Source organism: Ruminiclostridium hungatei (assembly GCF_002051585.1).
Lineage (GTDB): Bacteria > Bacillota > Clostridia > Acetivibrionales > DSM-1351 > Ruminiclostridium > Ruminiclostridium hungatei.
Window position 1 is genome coordinate 167262 of the sequence record NZ_MZGX01000008.1, and the last position, 20819, is coordinate 188080.

The following is a 20819-nucleotide window of genomic DNA, read 5'->3' on the forward strand; positions in this document are numbered from 1 at the left end:
CTGCCCCCCTGAAATATGTATGGAGAATCCCCTCAAATGCGCTTAGAAATCCTCTTTTACTATATTATCTTTTTTAATAAATTTATTCAATAGATATCGTCTAATTAACGCAAAGTTTAGAAATAATCTGTTTCCAAATGCAAAGATTGCGGCAAGATATATCTGAATTCCCAGTTTATCTCCAATATATGCCAGCCCTGCCGCCAGTAAGGCATTCCCAAAAAATCCGGAGAGGAAAATCCTCATTTCAAATTTCTTGTTTATTGTGGCTACTATGCCGCCAAAAACCGAATCCAGCGCCGCCAGTATTGCTACCGCCACATAGGTAAAATATTCCGAGGGGATGGTAATTGGAATAAACAGGCCTACAAGTATTCCCAGAATCAAGCCTAATATTGGTATCATAAACTTCTCTTCCTTTCGTCTTGTCAAGTATTTTTATGCTGTAAGCTATTCTTTTGCAGTCCGGCCCCGCTGCCGGTTTTAAAGCTTTACTGGCTTGGAACGAAATAGGGGTTGCTGCCTTTTGTAAAATCAAGGGAGCCTTTTTGTTTTGCTGTAATATTATTGACAAGCAAGTATCTAAAAACACCTATCTGATAGTTGGCATCCTCCAAATCCCCGAACTTGACAGTTATACGCTTTTCAAACTCAACAGATATGTACGGGGCATCGGACAGATCCACCTTTGTAATCCTCTTGTACAGCTTTAATTCCTTATCGTCCTTGTCACTTTTGACAACCAGGTCACAAAAGCTCAACAAGTCCATTAACGATTCATTATTTCTATATTTTACAGCTTGTCCCAGCTTAAAGCTATCCACCGAAATACCTATTATCCTGAAATAATTATCCGGCAGAGGGGATTTGCCGTCCATTTCCTCTAAAACAAAGCCCTCCCTGTCAATAAGAAGGCTTTTCCCTTCCTTGTCAAGAATGGCAAAAGGAGTTCTCTCCTGTACCTTTATTTTTATGGCTGTCGGTAAGGCAGGCCTGATACTTACAGACTTGATGTATGGCATTGAATCATAGATTTCCCTTTCCAAATCATTGAATCTGAAGGATAACAAATTCTTTGGTTTCTCTCCCAGCATTTCAAAAGCATTTTTCCCAGGAACAAGGCCTGTATTTAAGATTATGGCACTGGATGAATATTTCTTGTTACCGGATACCTCTATCTTGTCAACTATAAAAACCGATGATTTGGCAAAAACGATTATTCCGGTAACCACCAATATAAAAAGCAAAAATCGCCTTATTCTCCGCATCCTGATACGGGCCTTCTTACTTTTCTTTTTTACATAAGTTTTTTCAGGTGTTTTTTTCATTTGTTATTCCCTTATGATATCCGCTCCCAAGGAAGCTAATTTTTCTTCTATTTTGTAATAGCCCCTGTCTATGTGCTCAAGGCCCGTAATCACAGTTTCGCCTCTGGCTGCCAATCCTGCCAGGATAAGTGCGGCTCCCCCTCTGAGATCCCTGGAAACCACCTGTGCGCCATTGAGTCTGTCCACGCCCTTGACCACAGCCATACGACCGTCAATCCTTATATTTGCCCCCATCTTTAAAAGCTCGTCAACATGCTTGTATCTGCTCTCAAAAATGGTCTCAATAATAATGCTGGTCCCCCTGCACAAGGTCAACAGCGCCATAATCTGAGCCTGCATATCGGTTGGGAAGCCCGGATAAGGCAAGGTCCTTATTACTTCCACCGCCTCAAGCTTTGACCCTGCTATTACATGGATATCGTTTCGCTTTATATTGATCTGGCAGCCGATATCTCTGAGTATGGAGGCCACTGAAATAATGTGCTCGGGTATTATATCCCTGATAACCACATTTCCGCCTGTGATGGCGGCAGCAGCCATATATGTACCGGTTATTATCCTGTCAGGTATTACATTATGTTCAACATTTTTCAACTTCTTATCAAAGCCTTTTATTCTTATGACACTTGAACCCGCCCCTGTGACTCTTGCACCGATTTTCTGGAGAAAACTCTGCAAATCAACTATTTCAGGTTCTTTTGCAGCGTTACGGATTATTGTATCTCCCTGGGCATATACTGCGGCAATCATTGCATTTTCCGTGGCACCAACGCTGGGATAGTCCAGATATATGTCCGCTCCTTTAAGGCCGTCGGTTTCACAGGTTATGTATCCGCCATTGGTGTCATTTATTTTGGCACCCAGGCTGCGCAATGCTTTAAGGTGAAGGTCAATTGGTCTCGGGCCTATTTCACAGCCACCCGTGTGTGTTATTCCATTGGCCTTTGACAGGGTTATTATACCATAAAAATCTATTGCCCATCAAACATTAGTCTTCGCTTTTAAGCCATTATTGTCACTGAGTTATCACGAACCTTGGGCAGAACCACAACCCCACAAGGAAAATTGATGTTCATTATATTTGCCGGAATAAGTCAACTTGATAGAGATTTAAAGCAAACGTACAAAAGAAGGATTACAAGCAGCTAGAGCCCGGGGGAGAAAAGGCGGAAGGTTTTTTTAAAATCTCAAAAGGATGTTGAATCAGCTTAAAATGTATAACAGCAAAAACTATTCTATATCTGAAATTAAAAAAGTTCCTGGCATTAGTAAAACAAGCTTATTAAGTAGTTAAATATTTCGTCAGCTTAATCCAAATTTGCTGCGTAGCAATGAAATCACGGTGATGCGCCTGTACATTCAGGTGATAATAGTCGAGTTCATCAAACACCTTCATAAAATCCGAATTGTTAAAATACTTGCATATTTTTGGGAGTGTGCTTGAAAGCTTTTTGCGCATTTCTGCTATTTTCACATCGTATTGGTCGGGATTAGTAATATAAAGCAGAAGTGGTTTGTATCGAATCCATCCAATACAAGCTTTGTAAAACCGGGTTACGACAGCGGCGGAATCCGTATTGATTTTTTGCAGGGATATTGGAAGGACACCATTCATCAGCGGCCGATAGAAAGAAAATGCATCATGGAAAGTGTAGCATGGTACGCGCAACACTTTGTTTTCACTTAAACAGGTACTGAGAAAGGTATCTTCGCCGCGCGCCTTCGGAGGATTATAAAATGGGTGCACTCGTGCGGGTGTGGTCATGTTGATACACAGGTTTGAACCCGAGATAAATTTAGCGCCATTTATTTCCTTCACTTCCTCAGCCGCCTCCGTAATCAGGATGCCTTTGTCGGCATAGGTAACACCACCGTTTTCCATAACTGCTTTGACTTTCTCCCAATGAACAATATCATTGCTAATTGCTTCAATAAACAATTGAAAGTCACCTTCAGTCAACGTAGCGTCAAAGGCAATTTGAGGTATGGGGGATATGTAGCCGCAGTGATGCCCATATGTAATATCGGCATTGCCAATGTGCCGGAGGTGGGTCATCAATACATGCTGTCCCCCCCAGAGAGCGGTTGTCCGCGAATTGGTAACTGCCATCGGATATTCGTCATCGTCAAGAAAGATAAGATAATCCATGTGGTTTTTTAAGGCAAAGTAAAGTATCGAGTTTCGTTTAGCGGCATAACCGCTTGTGAAAAAAAGTTTGGTTTCAGCCTTGCTAAGAATACCGTTGGAATGCAATTCCTCTATTTCACGTTGCAATAGCCCAGAGCCAATAAAACAGGTTCCGTCAATCAGGTCAAGCAGTTTCTGATTCATATTGGTATAATCTGATGCTCTCGTGTTGGAATACTTCAGGTCGTAGGCAACAAACAGATTCAGTGTAATATTTTCCTTGTCCGTTAATCCACATTCTCGCCAATTATAGATATTTGTTTTCAGAATAGTTTGAAAACTTTTTCGCCCCGTTGCAAACCCAATACCCAGTTTGATGTCTTTTTTCATGAACAACTCCTTTGTGTTAGTCGTACAAAGCCTTTTATTGCCTATTTATATATTGTACCACATAAGTGTGCCATTAAAAAAATTGTATTGAATATTCAAATCTGCAAATGCGCCAATTTATCAATTGTCCAACAATTTTTATATACACTGCTAAAGTCCATTATATGAGTCAATACTTTTAATAGCACAGAGCATAAATTAATGTTTTAAAAAGCCAATATGATGTTATAATGGTTTATTATAATGGTTTATCCAATAACACTAAGAACACTAATGATTTTTTGTATCAAGTCATTCAGGGAGCATTTATGAATTTTAGAAAAGTAGTTTCCATTTTTACTGCAAAGCTGGCCATTAAGGTACTTCGCATATTGAAAAGAGGCGGGACCACGCTTCCGGGCAAACTGGCCTTTAAGGTCTGGCCCGGCATCCTTAAGTCAATTGCCTGTAATTTTGAGATCATCATGGTAACAGGCACAAACGGTAAAACCACCACGACCAGAATAATTGAGGAAATTTTAAAGAACAATTCCGTTGATTACATAACAAATAAGTCGGGAGCAAACCTTTTAAGCGGCATAACCACCATATTCATTCAGGCTGTTACCCTTACCGGCAGTCCCCGGCACAAGGTGGCGCTGATAGAAAGTGACGAAGCCGCCTTCAACCAGGTGACAAAGCATCTGCGGCCCAAAGCCGTAGTAGTAACAAACTTTTTCAGGGATCAGTTGGACAGATACGGTGAGCTCTATTCCACTCTTAACGCTGTCAAATCCGGATTGGACAGGCTTTCAGGCAGCACTGCCCTTATTCTCAACGCAGATGACTCCATGTGCGCCTCCCTGGGGAGGGAAACCGAAAAGCAGGTGCTCTATTACGGAATGGCGCCTGATACCGATACAGGGGGGAAATCTGGTGCGGGAGATATCAATACCGATGCAATGTTCTGTATAAACTGCAAGAGCAAATATGAGTACACCAACCGGGTATACGGACACCTTGGGGGGTTTTACTGTACCAACTGCGGCTATGGAAGACCTGCGGCAAATCTTGAATGTACAGGTATAAGAGAAGCCGGAAGCAGTTTTACCACAATTGACTGGGTGAACAAGCCTCCGCTGTCTGCGGACAGTCAGCAGCATGTTACACGAATCAACCTGCCCGGCCTTTACAATGTCTATAACGCAATGGCGGCGGCTACCTGCGGACTGGCCCTGGGCTACGGTACACAGTCGGTGACAGATGCTCTTCAGTCCTTTGAATGCGGCTTTGGAAGAATGGAGTCAATAACCGTAGGGGACAAGACAATAAAGCTTATACTGGTAAAAAACCCCACAGGCTTCAATCAGGTACTTAGCTTTTTGACCTTGGACAACCAGCAGTTGAATGCGGCTTTTCTGATAAACGACAATCTTGCCGACGGAACTGATATTTCCTGGCTTTGGGATGTGGATTTCGAGCAGCTTAACGACAGCCCCCATAAAATAGGGAATCTTTTTGCCTCAGGCATCCGCGGTGAGGATATGGCCGTCAGACTAAAATACAGCGGCCTGGACACAAATAAAATACGCATAATAAAGGATTACCAGCTATTGTTGGAGAGGGGCCTGGAGCAGACCCCGGCAGGCGGCTGTTTCCACATATTGCCCACTTATACGGCAATGCTTGATATTCGTGGTATTCTAAAGAAAAAGTACAATTTAAAGGAGTTCTGGAAATAGTATGTATGATCTGAATATATGTCATTTATATCCCGACCTGCTGAACACCTATGGGGACAGAGGCAATATACTGGCCCTTCAAAAGCGGGCCCAGTGGCACAGCATAGACACCCTGGTTACAAACGTAACCATAGGCGATTCTTTTGATTCGTCTCTCTATGATATTATTTTTCTTGGGGGCGGGCAGGATTACGAGCAGGAAATAATCCAGTCTGATGTTTTAAATCAGAAGGGTACGGAAATAAAAGCCGCCATAGAAGGCATGAAGGTTTTCCTTTGCATCTGCGGAGGCTATCAGCTCATGGGCAAGTATTATAAAACCTGGGACGGAAAGGAAATAGAGTTTCTTGGTGCTCTGGATTTATGGACCGTAGGCGGAAAAGAGCGTATGATAGGCAATATTGTATTTGAAAGCGACATTATAAAAGCCGGGGATAATCCGGTAAGAATTGTGGGCTTTGAAAACCACTCGGGCAGAACTTATCTCGGACAGGGTATCAAGCCTCTGGGCAGGGTCATTTCAGGAAATGGCAACAATGGTGAAGACGGTTTCGAAGGTGCCGTATACAAAAATGTTTATTGCTCCTATTCTCACGGCAGCCTCCTGCCAAAGAACCCCCTGCTGACAGATCACCTGCTTTCACTGGCACTGAAGCAGAAATACCCGGATTTTGAAGCTCTTGGAGTTTTGGACGATACCTTTGAGGACGCTGCAAGGTCATCTGTCATGCAACGCATACTAAAGACCCCTTGAAATATACAACTGACTTTTTATAACTCTTATGTAAAAAACAGTTGACACCACAAAAAGGAACATGTTAGTATATTTATTAATATTACAGCTTAAACAAAAATGTGATGAATGGGAAAACTGATTGGGTTGTTTCGAATCGGTTGGCAGATTGTATGATTCTTCAAAGCGAGCAGTAGATGGTGAAAGTACTGCAGGATAGTAAATTTGCAAGTTCTCCCATGAACAGTATGATTGAACCTGATTTGTAGGTCATACCGGGCCTTTCCCGTTATAGGAGGAGTGTATCGGATATGCAGTTTCCCGTACATGAGTGAGATGGTTTTTACCAAATTGGGTGGTACCGCGTGGATTATAAGTCCTCGTCCCTTTTTTACAGGGATGAGGGCTTTTTTATATTTATTCAACATTTTAAGGATATGCAAAATATTAATTTTCAGGAGGTATTTTATGATTATTGTAATGGGACAGAACGCTACCAAGAAGGATATTGAAAACGTAGAAAACAAACTTATAGAGCTGGGCTTCAAAACTCATCCGATTTACGGAGATATCAAGACAGTAATCGGTGCCATCGGTGACAAGAGGCTGTTAAACCTTCATTCCATTTCACAGATGCCCGGTGTGGAAACCCTGGTTCCCATAATGAAACCTTACAAACTGGCCAGCAATGAACTTCAGCAGGCTCCTACAATAATTGAAGTGGGCGATGTGCGGATCGGCGGGGATGAAATAGTGGTCATGGCCGGGCCCTGTGCTATTGAAAATGAAAAGGATTTTGTTGAAACCGCCAAAAGTGTCAAGAGATCAGGGGCCAAGATATTGCGGGGCGGAGCCTTCAAACCCAGAAGTTCTCCCTATGCCTTTCAGGGACTTGAGGAGGACGGCCTGAAAATCATGGTAGCCGGCCGTGAAGCAACGGGCCTGAAGCTTGTTACAGAAGTGGTAGATACCAGAGATGTTGAGTTGGTCAACACATACACTGACATATTCCAGATCGGTGCGAGAAATATGCAGAACTTCAGACTGCTAAGCGAGGTTGGCATGACCAACAAGCCGGTACTTTTGAAAAGGGGCCTGTCAGCCACAATCGAAGAATGGCTTATGGCGGCAGAGTATATTATTGCCGAGGGCAACCACAATGTAATTCTATGTGAAAGAGGAATCCGGACCTTTGAGACAGCTACCAGAAACACCCTGGATTTAAGCTCAATCCCTGTCATCAAGGAGGTGTCTCATCTTCCCATAGTTGTGGACCCCAGCCACGCCACAGGTAACTGGAAGTATGTGCCCGCGCTGGCAAAGGGCGCCATAGCCACCGGAGCAGACGGTTTGATTATAGAAGTCCACCCCAATCCTCCCTGTGCGCTTTGCGACGGCCCTCAATCACTCAGGCCCGAGAAGTTTGAGTCTCTTATGGCGGAGTTAAAACTTGTAGCCCAGTCGGTTCAAAGGAAGCTATAATTTCACGGCCTTTTCCAACGCAAACAACGGGAGCCGCCTGTACGGCGCCTCCCGTCATATTTGTTCCGGTCATTTATTTTTCCTTACTGTAAAGCTTATTGTAAATCCAGTTATATTTCTTTATTTTATCCACATAATTCCTGGTTTCCTCAAAAGGTATACGATCCAGGGTTTTTCCGTCACTGCTTATACTATCATCCTTAAGCCATTTTGAGACATTGCCGCTTCCGGCATTATATGCGGCCAAAGCCAGCTCGGCGTTTTGATCATACTGTTTCAGAAGTCTGGCTATGTACCAGCAGCCAATGCGAATATTGGTCTCCGGTTCCAGCAATTGCCCTGTCTCAAAATTTTCTATGGAGATTTTCTCTGCTGCCCATTCTCCCGTACTGTCCATGATCTGCATAAGCCCTTTTGCACTTCTGGGAGACACAGCATCGGGGTCGAAGCCGCTTTCCGCCTTAATCATGGAATAGACCAGAAGCTTATCCAGGTCATACTCCCGGGCATACTTTTCCACATATTGCGAATATGTGGTAGGATACATGTAATACAGAGCATATTTGACCACTGTTATTGAAAACAGTACAAAAAATACCAGCAGTAAAAATACTAAAAAAGTTTTATACTTGCCTGAAGTCTTCCTTCTTTTCAAGAAATCACCTTAACAGCCCGTTTAACTGACTTTTTACTTCTTCCCTCAAATGAGAGTAATCATGGTTATTATATATCACAGTATGGGCAATTTTTATATATTCCTGCTCCTTGAGCTGCGAATTGATTCTGGAAACAGCCTCTTCGTATGTCATTCCGTTTCGTTCCATTATCCTCTTTATACGCAGCTCCTTATCAGCAGCAACCGTCCATACCTTTTGGCATAAGTCCAAAAAACCTGTCTTTATGGGTATTGGAGCATCAATAACAATAATCTTCGTCTTTTTTGATAGCTGTTCCTTCACATTATCTTTTATTCTTTGAGCAACATATTTATGCACAATGGCGTTTAATTCCAGAAGTTTTTCGCTGTTGTCAAAAACTATCCGGGCCAGTCCCTTACGATCAAGCTGCCCCGATTCATCAAGTATATTCCTGCCAAAAGCCTCCGTCAACTCCTCTAAAGCCTTTTCTCCCGGCATTACCACCTGCCTGCTTATCATATCTGCATCTATTACGGCAGCGCCCATTTCTGCTAAAATACCGCTGACAGTGCTCTTGCCGCTGCCAATCCCTCCGGTTATTCCAAGTACCAGAGAACTGTTATTTTGTCTCATACCAGCTTTCACCACTCTTTACCTCAACAGTCATAGGTACTTTGAGTTCAACTGCCTGTTCCATACATTGTTTAAGCAATGCGGACACCTCTTCCAGTTCGGATTTTTCCGTCTCAACTATGAGCTCATCGTGTACCTGCAGAATGAGCCTGGATTTCAGCTTCCTCTTCTTCAGCTCGCTGTAAACCTTAACCATGGAAATTTTTATTATATCCGCAGCACTGCCCTGTATAGGCGTATTCATTGCAACCCTTTCTCCAAAGGACCTTACATTGAAGTTGCTCGCTTTGAGCTCCGGAAGATATCTCCTTCTGTTGAACAGTGTGGTCACAAAACCTGCTTCCTTCCCTTTTGCTACGGTCTCGCTCATATAGTCCCTGACCTTGGAGTATTTTTCAAGATAGTCATCAATATATTTTTTAGCTTCCTTCCTGGTAACACCGATATCCTTTGAAAGGCTGAAATCGCCAATCCCATAAACTATTCCGAAATTAACGGCTTTGGCTCTGGAACGCATAAGCGGGGTTACCTGCTCCACAGGAATACCAAACACCTTGGAGGCCGTGGTAGTATGAATATCCTCATTATTGCTGAAGGCGGATATCATATTTGCATCTCCCGTTATATGAGCCAGTACTCTGAGCTCAATCTGGGAATAGTCCGCATCCAGCAGCAAAAAGTTATCATCCGTAGGAATGAATACCTTCCTGATTTTTCTGCCCATTTCCAGCTTTATGGGTATATTCTGCAGGTTTGGTTCCGTGCTGCTGATTCTGCCGGTGGCAGTGACGGTCTGATTAAAGCTGGAATGTATTTTGCAGGTAGCAGGGTCAAGTATGCCCAGCAGTCCGTCTGCATAGGTGGATTTCAGCTTCATCAGCGATCTGTATTCCAGTATCCTGTCAACGATTTCGTGCTTCTGGGACAACTGCTCCAGTACCTCGGCATCTGTGGAGTATCCGGTTTTAGTCTTTTTAACCGCAGGAAGGTTCAGCTTCTCAAATAATATTATTCCCAATTGTTTGGGGGAATTTATATTAAAATTTTCACCTGCCAGCATATATATTTCATTTTCCAGTATGACCAGCCTTAAATCCATTTCCCTGGAATATGCCTTCAGGCCCTCAACGTCCACCTTAAAGCCCCACAGCTCCATATCTGCCAGAACCTCTACCAGCGGCAGTTCAATATCATAATACAGTTCATGCTGGCCGTTGCCCTCAATAATAGGCACGTATTTCAAGGTCAACTGGTATATGGCAGAAACACAGGCAGCACAGACTGTCGCCGGGTTAACCTCAAGTCCCTGCTGCAGCATCCTGCCATGCTTGTCATATAGGATTTCAGCAGGAAGAATACTCTTTTTGAGATTTTCTTCCGCCAGTTCGGAAATGGTATAGCTGTTTCGTGTAGGCTCAAGGATATATGCCCCGATCATGGTGTCGAATTCAATACCCTTTACGTCTATTCCCCTGGCCTTACAGTATTTTATAAACTTTTTAAGATCATGTCCATACTTTTTTATAGCAGCATTTTCAAGAACATCCTTTAATACAGCTATTGCAGTACCTTCTGCAAATTCCTGAGTAAATTCCAAGACTGCCGGAGCATATTCCTGCCGGCAGGCATATATGCATAAATGGTCAAGCCTGTTATCCACCGGATCAACGTGATAGTAAACCGCCATTTTTTTACTTTCCTCAACAGCTTTTATGCAGGACTCCAGCTCACCGGCAGTATCCACCTTGACATGTTCTATGTCCAGCTCCTCTGAAGCCTCGGCAATAGGTACATCTCCCAGGCCGTACCTGTCTATGAAGGTCTTGAATTCAAGCTTTTTGAATATACTGTAAAGCCTTTCCCTGTCAAAGTCCGTTCTGGCATACTGCTGAAGGTCTGTGATACATGGCATCTGCCGCACGATGGTGGCCAGCCTCTTGCTCAGGAAAGCCAGCTCCCTGTTTGCCTCCAGCTTTTCGCGGACACCTTTTTTTTCTACTCTGTCTATATTTTCATACAGCTCTTCAATACTGTGGAATTTCTGGATAAGATCCAGCGCGGTTTTTTCACCAACACCGGGAACTCCCGGAATATTATCAGAGGCATCTCCCATCAGGCCCTTCACGTCAATAAGCATTTTGGGAGTAACTCCATATTTCTCAATTACTTTTTGATAATCGTATTCATCAGTCTCGGTTTTGTTTCCCCTGGTAACCGGGAGCTTTATCCTGGTGGTCTCTGATGCCAACTGCAGGGAATCCCTGTCCCCTGTCAACAGAATGGCCTCCATACCGTTTTCTTCGGCACACAGGGATATGGACCCCAGAATGTCGTCAGCTTCAAACCCGGGAGTCTCAATTCTCTTGATGTTCATGGCATCCAGCACCTGCTTGATTATGGGCACCTGCACAGCCAGTTCCTCCGGCATGCCCTTTCGCTGGGCCTTATACTTGTCATATTCCAGGTGCCTGAAGGTTGGCTCCTTCATGTCAAAAGCCACGCAGAGGTATTTTGGATTCTCCTCGGTCAAGTATTTGGTGAGTATATTGATAAAACCAAACACAGCATTGGTATAAATGCCTTCTGAAGTTGTGAGCATGGCACTCTTGCTCAAACCGTAAAAGGCTCTGTTCAAAATGCTGTTTCCATCCACAACCATTATTTTCTCTGAGTTCATTAATGCCCTCCAGCCTTACTTGTTCACCAGAAAAATCCTGACAGTCATACTGCCGTTTTTAGCTATGATAGCTTCCATTTGCTTAAGCAGAACGGATTTTTCCGTTTCCAGGGAGGATATGTCCTGCCCGTTCTTTAAGGCTTCCTTTATCTTATTTTCAATAACTATTTTCTCATTTTCCAGATTATTGTATTCTTCAGTAACATCAGTTTTTATTATATCAGTTTTAGCCTTTAATTCCAGTTTATATTTTAATAATGCTTCACTTTGCAAAGAAGCATACTCGCTCAGAGGAACGCTGTAATCAACGTACTGTGCTATCCCGGCAGTGTTTGCCTCAAATCCGTTAACCATGCCGGAGCCCAACCGGACTGCTCCTTTTTCACCCATTAGTCTGTCCAGCTCCTTGATGCCGGTATCAGAAGGGGAAAAAGTCAAATCCAGCTCAACATAGCTGGTAAAATAATGTGCCCCGGTATCGGCTGAAAATGCTGAAGACATTTCACATTTAAATTGGTATTGGCCCCGGTCATTCTCCGGCGAAGCGGTACTGCCGCCTGCCTGAGCTGCGGCGCCATTTGCGGGGACTTCCGGCAGTTCTCTCTCTCTGTCAGCCTTGGCCTTTATGTTTCCTGTATTTGCAGCCTGGCTTGCACTGCCGGAGTATACGGTTACCCTGTCAGCCATCATATCCTCGGAGGCTTCCTTTTGTGCCGCCGAGGCAGTATTATCTCCGCCGCCTGCGGCCTCTTGTTCATCCGTGACATTTCCGCCTTCCGGGGTCTTTTGCATTTTGGAACTGCTGTAGTTGTTTCCGTCACCTTCACCGCCGGCTATACTCCTGTTGTATTTTATACCTGTATCAGATTCAGCTCCGGAAACCATTGCTCCGGATACGGAGTTTTCATTTAATGACCCTGAAGCAGGCCTGTTATCAAAGACTCCACTTCCCGGTATAAGATTATATGCCAGAAGTGAGATAACCACAACGGCAGCAGAAGAAACAGCGGCCATATACTTTTTATTTAACATCAACCTTGAACTCATGGGTTTCTGTTCTTTTTGGACAGTATCCAAAAGCCTTGAGCGGAGAGCTGACTGAAAGCCTTGGGGTAAAGCCACAGGCTCGTCATTCATGCACAGGCTGGAAAGAAGAGACTCCTCCTTGAGCTTCTGAGCACACTCCGGACATTCTTCAATATGTTTTAAAAATAATTCTTCAGCTTTTGCTTCCAGTTTATTGTCAATATAAAGTGAAATATATAAATCGCTTTTTTGGCAGAAATTCATGTTATCCCTCCTTCCAATACTATTTGACGTAGTCTGTAAATAAATGTTCCTTGCCCTGGCACAATAAATCCCTTAATTCGGCCCTGGCTCTGCTTATTCTTGATTTAACGGTGCCTACAGGTGTCTCCAGCGTCTCTGCAACCTGCTCATAGCTTAGTCCCATGAAGTCGCGCAGGACGATGATTATTCTGTTTTTTTCGCTCATTTTAGCCATAGCCTCTTTTATGGCAGCCTTTTGGGCATTTGTTTCGGCAATCTTTTCAGGGCCGGGCAAATCCGACACCAGCCTGTCCTTTATGGTAATATCCTCGTAGGTTTCCTGTTCAATGGAAATATTATGCTTATTTTTATTCTTGCGGATAAAATCAAGGCAAGTATTTGTGGCAATTCGATATAACCAGGTTGAAAAAGAACAATTACCTTTAAAATCTTTTATGTATCTGAAGGCTTTAATAAATGCTTCCTGTGCCTGCTCAACCGCATCGTCGGGATTATTCAGCATCCTGTAGCAAATATTGTAAACTTTGGCATAGTGCTCTTCCGAAAGTTCCTCAAATGCCTGGACATCACCCTGCCGCGCTTTGGTCAGCAATCTTTTTTCGTTATCATATTCCATTTTGATCCTACTTTCTTCTTATAGGTCCAAATTATATAATTTTTAGCTTTTGTTACAAAAATCATTATAGCATAGCCTTATGTTAAGCCGCAAACGCCAGCAGTGGATTTTATACTTTCCTTTGTGAACTATTAACATTTTTTTCTACATTTTAAGAGTATTTTTTTAAGTATTTTTTAAAAGGTTATTTTAATATTAGTATAGAATTAACTTAAATATAACATTTTACAAAAAGGAGTTCTTATGATCAGTACTATTCTTGTTACCGATGATAACGTACTAGATAATGCAATTCTCAGAAATTTTCTCTACAAAGAACACGTAAATATCATTTCAGCTTTAAACGGCAGGGAAGCCCTGGATATGGTGGAAAGCCGCAACGTGGATATAATCATTCTCGACATGGTAATGCCCGTTCTGGATGGCTACGGTTTTCTTGAAGAATTCTCAAAGACATCCTATTACAAAGAAATACCTGTAATAGTTGCATCCGGAATCGAAAATCACGAGTTGGAAAGGGTTTTTAATTATGACATTTACGATTTCATTTTGAAGCCTTTAAATATGGCCAACAAGTTGTTTTTGATCAATAAGATAAGAAAGGCGTTGCAATTCAGAAAAATGCTGGTAGCGCTGAAAAAAAGAAATATCGACATAGGTGATATAAAGTAACGCAACCACCCGGATAGCTTATAGTGACTTTACCTTCTCTGGCAAGAAGCGGGCCCATTAATATTATGGAGGATCTCATTTCAGAAGCCAGGCTTTCAGGTACTACGGTAGAAGATATTGCTGTGGAATCGATTATTGCAACATTATCTTCTATTTTTACCTTGCAGCCTATGGTCCTGAGTATGTCAATGATAACTTCCACATCACTGAACATGGGACAGTTTTTTATTATGTTCTCTCCTCCGTTCAGAATTGTTGCGGCTAATATTGGCAGTACTGAATTTTTTGCCCCTTCGATAGTTATTTCACCTTTGAGCTTCTTACCTCCCTTTACTATTAATTTGTTCATTATCAAACACACCTCCGTCACGCTGGGACATTATAGATAATTTAAACTGCACGACTTTCCCTCCTTGAATAAAAAACACTTGAAGTCAGAATATTTTTAACAAAGGCAGCACAGCCGCTGTTGTGCGCATGTGCCAATTATGCGATATATGTTCCCTATGCCCCTGCATTATCATTTTATGTTTTTTATATTAAATTGTTACTATTAAATATTCCCGGGCGTAAGTGCTGAATCACTGATATACATTACCTTGCAGGGGTTGCTTCAAGATAAGGTCAGCACCGGCCCCATTTGAAGGATTTTTGCCTGCTATATGTGTAACTGACATGCCCTCCGCATTAATCGAGGCTTGGAGAGTATGCTCCAAGCCTTAATTAATCAACTGCTTTTATTTATTCATCAGAAACTTTTGAACCTGTTAAAACTTTTGAAAGAACTAAAATATCGCCTTCAATTCTTCTTGTATAAACTGAGATTCATCATTTTTTAATATTTCCATTACCGTTGGTAATTTTGTTGAAGATATCCTTTTTAGCAATATAAGTGAAAAAAGTCTTATGTACTCATCTTTGTCTTCTATCTTGTTATATGCTATTTCTTCAGCGACCTCCGGCACAATTTTACTTAATGCAACTAATGCACTTCTTTGAACATAGTTAATTTTATCATTTGCTAAAATTTTCAAGTACTGTATTAAAGTCAAATCACCTATTTCGCCAATTAAATCAGCAACCTGCATTCTTGCCCCTGGCAGCAAATGAACAACAGCAGTATCACAAAATTCCGGACAATTGGTCAATATTTCACGACATCGTTTAATAACCTTACCAGTGTAATTATCAATTGCAGCTACATCAAGTATTAATGTTAACATTTCTTCATATTGTGATTTTTCTTTAATTCCAGGTAATGTGTTTAAAGCATCTTCTGTTACTGCCAAGAGTTCTTCCCAACTTGGATATCCAGATTCCCAATCGCCATAATCTGGTAACCCAGCGTATTCCTCTTTGGTCATGCTTGCCCAATTCCAAAATTTATTCAGTTCACTCCGTAATTTATTTATCACCTTGTACCTCCATGGTATTTCTGCCTTGCTGGTTTCTGTGCCTGATGCATTGTAGTAGTGTGTTTCCGATGCGTTTCCAAAGGTATCATAGTAATAGCTGGCCGCTAATGTGCCGTCTGTTCCTAACAGTGCTGTTACATCCCCATAGCCGTTGTACATGTAACTGTAGGTTTCCTCTTTTGTGTTCCTGTTTTCCCTGGTGGTCACTGTTCAGGCTGTCATAGCGGTAGGCTGTGGTGCCTTTTTCTTTTCCCTGTATTGTTTCTGTTTTTGTGGTCTGATTTCCTGCTCCGTCATAGGTATATTTGTATTCTTCCAGGACTGTCCCGTCTTTTTTCTGGTTGGTGAGCTTTTTCAGGCGGTTGTTTTTGTCATATTCATATTTTTCTTCGGTTGCCCCGTCGGGATATTTCACGCTTTGCCTGTTCCCGTTTGCTTCGTAGGTGTACCCGGTTATTTTCCCTTCTGATATTAAGTATGCCAGCCGTCCTGCCCCATCATATATTTTTGTTGTTTCGTTGCCTTTTGCATCTGTGGTTTTTTCCGCTGTGCTGCCCTCCGGTACGGTGTATGAAGCTGTCAGTTCGGGAACTGTCTGGCTGTTTACAGGTATGTCATATTCATAGGTGCTTTGTGGCGCGCTTTTTGTCTATGGTTTTTGCTATCACCCTGCCTGTTTTCACAAAAGGCCAACGGGATTGTGTTTTCCCATTGACCTATTGGTTGTTACTTTAATCATTTTTTATGGCACTACTTTTGGAGTGCTGGTGTACTGACAGCAGAATTATTATCTAATTAATATTTTGAGTTAACCCTTGTTTTTAGTATCAAAAAGCATTCTCCTATTCAATAAAAATTTCATTGCAACTTATTATTCCCCCAGCTCCTAATGAAGACGTTATTTGAGTTTCTATACAATTATCTAACTTTTGAGTTTCAATACTTAAAATAATACTTGCACATCCGTATATTTCTCCATCTAATTTAAAATTTTTAACCCCACTGAATATCAATTTTATCTGAGGATATATATCCATGCCTTTTGGTGAGGTCTGCATTTTAATAAACATTATAATACCTTCACCTGAAATTACAATCTTATCCACAATGTCATCATGAAATGTTGGCCAATATCCATAATCACTCTCTATTTTTTCATGACCTCTAATTAAAAACTTATCCACTGCTTATCACTCCTATAAATATTTATTTTTTGCATTGTTGACTATTGAACTTATGCCTTTATTAGTTAGTGGCAATTAGTAATTCAATTCATTACTTTTTCTTTATACCCTGGCATTGACCGCATCCAAATATCAAATAAAGGCTTAGATATAATAAATGGACCCACTCTAGCTTCTACAGCTTCACCTATTCGGATAGCGCCTTCTTTTAATGCAGGTAATATATATATATGGTTTCCAACCTTGCCTGGGAGGCTTTTTGTCCCAATCCCAATCGTGTTCATGTGGAAATTCGTGTTCATCACCTTCATGATTATAATCAGTGTCCTTCTCTGCCTTTCCGTCAGGCCCGTATTTTCTCTCCTGTTTAACAGTTCCATCAGGATTATAAAGTTTTTCTGTTGAATTGGGATTACCTTCACCAGACAAACCACTAGTTGGTGTTTTAACTCCGTTCTTCTCTGTATATGTATCAGGAATCTTGGCAGCATTATTTACATTAGGATTACTCGTCGCACTACTTACATTACTCCCTATAGTATAAAATTACTACGACAAATAAAAATATGGTATATTATGTTTTAAAAAGTTTGTATTACAATAGTTTCATTTTATTGATTTTATGTATATCTTCTGCAAGGCATCGAGTAGGAGGTAGGTGATTATTTCACCTACCGACCTCTCACACCACCGTACGTACCGTTCGGCATACTGCGGTTCAGACAGGAATTAATGTACTAATAGGTATCTTTCAGTTATTGTAGGAAATCCTTGTTTCTTAAGCCTTTCATTGGTTAGGGCTGTCGCAAGTATAGGGCTGTTGGATATTCTCCAGTAGCCTTTTCTTGTGTTCGCATACTCCCACGCTTTGTAATTTTCAATCCCAAGCTTAACAAGGTTGTCATGTCTGGTCTTGATTTTCTTCCAGCGTTTCCAGTAGCATATCCTTATCCTTCTCCTGAGCCACTCATCCAACTCTTTTGCCAGCCTCCCCATGTCTGCAATTCCAAAATAGTTCACCCATCCAGTGATAATCTGTTTGAGCTTCATAATCCTTTGGTTCACACTCATAGCGTTACTTCTACCCATGGGTTCTTTCAGCTTCGCCTTGAGCTTTCTGACAGATTTGGGGTGTACTCTTATCCCGGTTCCGCCCTTTTTAAGGTAGAACGAGAATCCAAGAAAATTCAGTTTCCATGGTCTGTCCACCGTGCTCTTCTCTCTGTTGACCTTGAGTCTCAGTTCCCCTTCGAGATATTTTGTGATGCTTGCCATCACCCTCTCCGCCGCTTTCCTGCTTTTGACGTAGATATTGCAGTCATCCGCGTAGCGGCAGTATTTCAATCCCCTCTTTGTGAGTTCCTTGTCCAGTTCGTTCAGCATTACGTTGCTCAGAAGCGGCGAAATGTTCCCGCCTTGCGGCGTACCTTCCTCCGTATCCATGACCACACCGTTTATCATGACGCCTGATTGCAAGTACTTCCTTATTAGGGACAATACCCTGCCGTCTTTTATCGTTTCTGACAGCAGACGCATCAGTTTGTCATGGTTTACTGTGTCAAAGTATTTTGCAAGGTCAATGTCTACAGTCCATTTGTAGCCTGCATCTATATATCCCTTGCATTTCCTCACGGCTTGGTGGGCATCTCTTCCCGGTCTGAACCCATAGCTGTTGTCTGAAAATTGTCTCTCATAAATGGGGCTTAAAACCTGAGCGGTGGCTTGTTGTATTACTCGGTCAAGCACTGTGGGTATTCCCAATAACCTTTTTCCCCCATCTGGCTTAGGTATTTCTACCCTCCTGACAGGTTTGGGACTGTACGTTCCTTCCATTATGGCTTGCCTGATTTGGTCTCCATTTTCTTTAAGGAAAGGCAGAAGTTCATCCACCGTCATTCCGTCAATTCCATGTTTCCCTTTGTTTGACTTGACCCTCTTGAATGCCTTGTTCATGTTGTCCTGGTCAAGAATTTCCTCAAGCACCCCCATGGCGTACCTTTTTCCACCGTTTGCTTCCTCTTCTGACGTGGAGGAATTGCTCAACGCTACTGCACTATTTTCGGGTTCCACCCTATCCTCCTGCAGGTAGCCTTCCCAAAGTCTTTCTTCAAAAGACTTATGAAGTTGTCTGTTTTCGCCGTATTCCCTCGTGTCCTTCAAATTCTTCAAACCTCCTACTGTTCAGTCCTTCCCAGGCTGTACATGTCCATCCTGGTACTATGACCTCTGCTGACTTCTCATGATAAATCTTGTTTCAACCGTGATTCAAAATTCATTCCCTCACGTCCATGAGACCTCCGCGGGTAAGCTCGCGCCCCTTCATCCCATCTACCTGCCGCATTTACACCGTAAGCTTCGGATAGCTTTGGACTTCGTTTTGTTCTGCAAACTCGTCCGGCTTACATATGCCTTATATGCGGTTTCTATTCGTCAGGCCGGGATTTTGCCTCCGGCTTCTTTCAGATTCCACCTCGCGATGGACACCCTTGCCCTTGGCTAACGGTTGGTGCTATCAACCCCCGTAACGGACTTTCACCGTCTAGGTCGCGCGCATGCCGCGCACACAGAAGAAAGGCCACATCAGCCGAAACTGTTGTGACCTCTATCAACTAAATTACAATTCAATATTTTTAACTAACGCACTAATATATTTGTCAATTTTTTCATCACTTAACTCTTTTCCCTCTTCGTCTATTTCTTCTAATTCACTTATGACACTTGCAATACAATCACGATATTCCTCACAGTATTTAAATAAATCAGTAAACATAACTGTATTTACCCATTCAAGAAGATGCTCTTCTGAAATTTCCTTCGTTTTTACTTTGTTTAACAGCATAATAACATGTTGATGGCACACTTCAATTGTATTGCCTGTATCCGTTTTTGAATTAAATAAGTCTATATTTGAAGCCTCGCTAATCTCGGATTTCCTTATCTCTAAGTCCCGAAATAATTCTAACTGTTTAAAACTCACAACCATTTAAACACCTCATTTTATCTTATTTTTGTTATGAACTAAGTTTCCTGCCGGGTCAAATGTCTCCTTGTACATATCCAGTGTTTCACCATTTGGACTTACTTTCTTATAGTATATAGCCTTAGACCCAGGAACATCACCTGGCTTTGTTGCTTGCATCATATAATTACCATCAGGTGTTTGTTCCACAATATAGTTCGTATATTTATTAGTTGTCTTATCTTTGAAAAATCCCTTAGCATTTTCTCGAATGCTCGCTGGCAAATCGTCAACTGCCTTGATTGCGTCTGCCCTACTTCCAGCATTCATTATAGATTTACTAGAGTTAAGCGTTCCCTCATATGGCAATTTTATGCCTCCAGATACTTTGCCAACTACATAAGCTGTAAATACACTCGCATATGCTTGTGACATTTCTGGATCTTGAAAATTAGTAGCCATATTATATTGGAATTGTAATGCGGCTTGAAAATTTTCCACCATTTTTTGAGGCTCATTAATTGTGATTAAAGAAACTGCTGCCCCCCACACTAAAGTGCTATTTGAACTTCTCTGTATATCTATGAGAGATTCTATTCTATCAGTGGCACTCATGTTATTGTATGAAAAAGCAAGTGCAAGTGCGTTTAATGCTGTACTACTAGTCCCACCCCCATTTCCTACAGCCATAGTTGACTTATTTGCATTTATTGAAGATAGATTTGCAAGCGCCATGTAGCTGCTCACCTGAGCCACTTGATTTGTCAAAGTGCTCATTTGTGCGCTCGATGCGGCTGGAACCGGCACCTTGGGTGTCACTGTCACAGGTGCTGATGTGGGTATATCACTTTTTATATTCACTTTTTGAACTGCCAGTTCATTGCCTACTACTACGGTATTTACCGAGCCGCCGTTTGTCTTTGACTTTACTTCAACTATGTTATTAATGGCCT

At 42.0% G+C, this 20819-nt stretch carries 21 protein-coding genes and 1 pseudogene; 5 read left to right on the top strand and 17 right to left on the bottom strand.

Annotated features, from left to right (window positions below):
* Positions 1-42: 42 nt before the first annotated feature.
* From CLHUN_RS07920 to murA, 3 genes are all read right to left on the bottom strand, one after another.
* Positions 43-405: a small basic family protein gene (locus tag CLHUN_RS07920; RefSeq protein WP_080064046.1), complete on the bottom strand. Its 363-nt coding sequence runs from the start codon at positions 403-405 to the stop codon at positions 43-45.
* A gap of 86 nt (positions 406-491) precedes the next feature.
* On the bottom strand, positions 492-1328 hold the full coding sequence (locus CLHUN_RS07925; RefSeq protein ID WP_080064047.1) for a cell division protein FtsQ/DivIB: 837 nt from the start codon (positions 1326-1328) through the stop codon (positions 492-494).
* A 3-nt stretch (positions 1329-1331) separates the two neighbouring features.
* Positions 1332-2303, bottom strand: a complete 972-nt coding sequence (murA, locus tag CLHUN_RS07930; RefSeq protein WP_340148328.1) for a UDP-N-acetylglucosamine 1-carboxyvinyltransferase — start codon at positions 2301-2303, stop codon at positions 1332-1334.
* A gap of 111 nt (positions 2304-2414) precedes the next feature.
* Between murA and CLHUN_RS22865 the strand changes: the two are divergent.
* A pseudogene (locus tag CLHUN_RS22865) lies at positions 2415-2502 on the top strand (recombinase family protein); the annotation flags it as partial.
* A gap of 108 nt (positions 2503-2610) precedes the next feature.
* On the opposite strand, the gene CLHUN_RS07940 reads toward CLHUN_RS22865, so the two are convergent.
* A complete protein-coding gene (locus CLHUN_RS07940; RefSeq protein WP_080064049.1) occupies positions 2611-3846 on the bottom strand; it encodes a hypothetical protein in 1236 nt (411 codons plus the stop codon).
* 308 nt (positions 3847-4154) lie between these two features.
* Between CLHUN_RS07940 and CLHUN_RS07945 the strand changes: the two genes are divergently transcribed.
* From CLHUN_RS07945 to aroF, 3 genes are all read left to right on the top strand, one after another.
* Positions 4155-5567, top strand: a complete 1413-nt coding sequence (locus CLHUN_RS07945) for a Mur ligase family protein (protein WP_080064050.1) — start codon at positions 4155-4157, stop codon at positions 5565-5567.
* Position 5568: 1 nt separating this feature from the next.
* Complete coding sequence (locus CLHUN_RS07950; protein WP_080064051.1) at positions 5569-6321, top strand: type 1 glutamine amidotransferase; 753 nt, start codon at positions 5569-5571, stop codon at positions 6319-6321.
* 447 nt (positions 6322-6768) lie between these two features.
* Positions 6769-7782 (top strand): 3-deoxy-7-phosphoheptulonate synthase, encoded by a 1014-nt coding sequence (aroF, locus tag CLHUN_RS07955; protein WP_080064072.1) that lies wholly within the window; start codon positions 6769-6771, stop codon positions 7780-7782.
* A 73-nt stretch (positions 7783-7855) separates the two neighbouring features.
* Here aroF and CLHUN_RS07960 read toward each other — a convergent pair whose 3' ends face one another.
* Genes CLHUN_RS07960 through CLHUN_RS07980 form a run of 5 tightly spaced genes read right to left on the bottom strand, consistent with a single transcriptional unit; the run spans position 7856 to position 13636 of the window.
* Positions 7856-8437 carry a lytic transglycosylase domain-containing protein gene (locus tag CLHUN_RS07960; protein WP_242656471.1) on the bottom strand — a complete coding sequence of 194 codons (582 nt, stop codon included), beginning with the start codon at positions 8435-8437 and terminating at the stop codon, positions 7856-7858.
* Positions 8438-8441: 4 nt separating this feature from the next.
* A complete protein-coding gene (coaE, locus tag CLHUN_RS07965; protein WP_080064052.1) occupies positions 8442-9053 on the bottom strand; it encodes a dephospho-CoA kinase in 612 nt (203 codons plus the stop codon).
* Positions 9040-11730: a DNA polymerase I gene (gene polA / locus CLHUN_RS07970; protein WP_080064053.1), complete on the bottom strand. Its 2691-nt coding sequence runs from the start codon at positions 11728-11730 to the stop codon at positions 9040-9042. The genes coaE and polA overlap by 14 nt, the downstream gene beginning before the upstream one ends.
* 15 nt (positions 11731-11745) lie before the next feature.
* A complete protein-coding gene (locus tag CLHUN_RS07975) occupies positions 11746-13020 on the bottom strand; it encodes an anti-sigma factor family protein (protein ID WP_080064054.1) in 1275 nt (424 codons plus the stop codon).
* A 19-nt stretch (positions 13021-13039) separates the two neighbouring features.
* The gene (locus CLHUN_RS07980; RefSeq protein WP_080064055.1) at positions 13040-13636 is read right to left on the bottom strand and encodes an RNA polymerase sigma factor; all 597 of its coding nucleotides are present in this window, start codon (positions 13634-13636) and stop codon (positions 13040-13042) included.
* 243 nt (positions 13637-13879) lie between these two features.
* Here CLHUN_RS07980 and CLHUN_RS07985 point away from each other — a divergent pair, with 243 nt between their 5' ends.
* Entirely contained in the window at positions 13880-14308 is a 429-nt protein-coding gene (locus CLHUN_RS07985) for a response regulator (RefSeq protein ID WP_080064056.1), read from the top strand.
* On the opposite strand, the gene CLHUN_RS07990 is transcribed toward CLHUN_RS07985, so the two are convergent.
* The 8 genes from CLHUN_RS07990 to CLHUN_RS22110 form a co-directional block, all read right to left on the bottom strand.
* Positions 14250-14657 (bottom strand): UDP-N-acetylglucosamine 1-carboxyvinyltransferase, encoded by a 408-nt coding sequence (locus CLHUN_RS07990; RefSeq protein WP_080064057.1) that lies wholly within the window; start codon positions 14655-14657, stop codon positions 14250-14252. The genes CLHUN_RS07985 and CLHUN_RS07990 overlap by 59 nt on opposite strands.
* A 436-nt stretch (positions 14658-15093) precedes the next feature.
* A complete protein-coding gene (locus CLHUN_RS07995) occupies positions 15094-15882 on the bottom strand; it encodes a HEAT repeat domain-containing protein (protein ID WP_165755702.1) in 789 nt (262 codons plus the stop codon).
* Positions 15809-16138 (bottom strand): hypothetical protein, encoded by a 330-nt coding sequence (locus CLHUN_RS08000; RefSeq protein WP_080064059.1) that lies wholly within the window; start codon positions 16136-16138, stop codon positions 15809-15811. The genes CLHUN_RS07995 and CLHUN_RS08000 overlap by 74 nt, the downstream gene beginning before the upstream one ends.
* Positions 16139-16565: 427 nt before the next feature.
* The gene (locus CLHUN_RS08010) at positions 16566-16907 is read right to left on the bottom strand and encodes an Imm50 family immunity protein (RefSeq protein WP_080064061.1); all 342 of its coding nucleotides are present in this window, start codon (positions 16905-16907) and stop codon (positions 16566-16568) included.
* A gap of 83 nt (positions 16908-16990) precedes the next feature.
* On the bottom strand, positions 16991-17329 hold the full coding sequence (locus CLHUN_RS08015; protein WP_080064062.1) for a hypothetical protein: 339 nt from the start codon (positions 17327-17329) through the stop codon (positions 16991-16993).
* A gap of 307 nt (positions 17330-17636) precedes the next feature.
* Positions 17637-19067 carry a group II intron reverse transcriptase/maturase gene (ltrA, locus tag CLHUN_RS08020; RefSeq protein ID WP_080064063.1) on the bottom strand — a complete coding sequence of 477 codons (1431 nt, stop codon included), beginning with the start codon at positions 19065-19067 and terminating at the stop codon, positions 17637-17639.
* 454 nt (positions 19068-19521) lie between these two features.
* The gene (locus tag CLHUN_RS08030) at positions 19522-19890 is read right to left on the bottom strand and encodes a hypothetical protein (RefSeq protein ID WP_080064065.1); all 369 of its coding nucleotides are present in this window, start codon (positions 19888-19890) and stop codon (positions 19522-19524) included.
* A gap of 9 nt (positions 19891-19899) precedes the next feature.
* Positions 19900-20819, bottom strand: a 920-nt coding sequence (locus CLHUN_RS22110; RefSeq protein ID WP_207559144.1) for a hypothetical protein, incomplete at its 5' end; no start/stop codon positions are given.

Coding starts and splice junctions, on each gene's coding strand:
- CLHUN_RS07920 (WP_080064046.1), bottom strand. CDS start 405: ATGATACCAATATTAGGCTTGATTCTGGGAATACTTGTAGGCCTGTTT.
- CLHUN_RS07925 (WP_080064047.1), bottom strand. CDS start 1,328: ATGAAAAAAACACCTGAAAAAACTTATGTAAAAAAGAAAAGTAAGAAG.
- CLHUN_RS07940 (WP_080064049.1), bottom strand. CDS start 3,846: ATGAAAAAAGACATCAAACTGGGTATTGGGTTTGCAACGGGGCGAAAA.
- CLHUN_RS07945 (WP_080064050.1), top strand. CDS start 4,155: ATGAATTTTAGAAAAGTAGTTTCCATTTTTACTGCAAAGCTGGCCATT.
- CLHUN_RS07950 (WP_080064051.1), top strand. CDS start 5,569: ATGTATGATCTGAATATATGTCATTTATATCCCGACCTGCTGAACACC.
- aroF (WP_080064072.1), top strand. CDS start 6,769: ATGATTATTGTAATGGGACAGAACGCTACCAAGAAGGATATTGAAAAC.
- coaE (WP_080064052.1), bottom strand. CDS start 9,053: ATGAGACAAAATAACAGTTCTCTGGTACTTGGAATAACCGGAGGGATT.
- polA (WP_080064053.1), bottom strand. CDS start 11,730: ATGAACTCAGAGAAAATAATGGTTGTGGATGGAAACAGCATTTTGAAC.
- CLHUN_RS07975 (WP_080064054.1), bottom strand. CDS start 13,020: ATGAATTTCTGCCAAAAAAGCGATTTATATATTTCACTTTATATTGAC.
- CLHUN_RS07980 (WP_080064055.1), bottom strand. CDS start 13,636: ATGGAATATGATAACGAAAAAAGATTGCTGACCAAAGCGCGGCAGGGT.
- CLHUN_RS07985 (WP_080064056.1), top strand. CDS start 13,880: ATGATCAGTACTATTCTTGTTACCGATGATAACGTACTAGATAATGCA.
- CLHUN_RS07990 (WP_080064057.1), bottom strand. CDS start 14,657: ATGAACAAATTAATAGTAAAGGGAGGTAAGAAGCTCAAAGGTGAAATA.
- CLHUN_RS07995 (WP_165755702.1), bottom strand. CDS start 15,882: ATGTACAACGGCTATGGGGATGTAACAGCACTGTTAGGAACAGACGGC.
- CLHUN_RS08030 (WP_080064065.1), bottom strand. CDS start 19,890: ATGGTTGTGAGTTTTAAACAGTTAGAATTATTTCGGGACTTAGAGATA.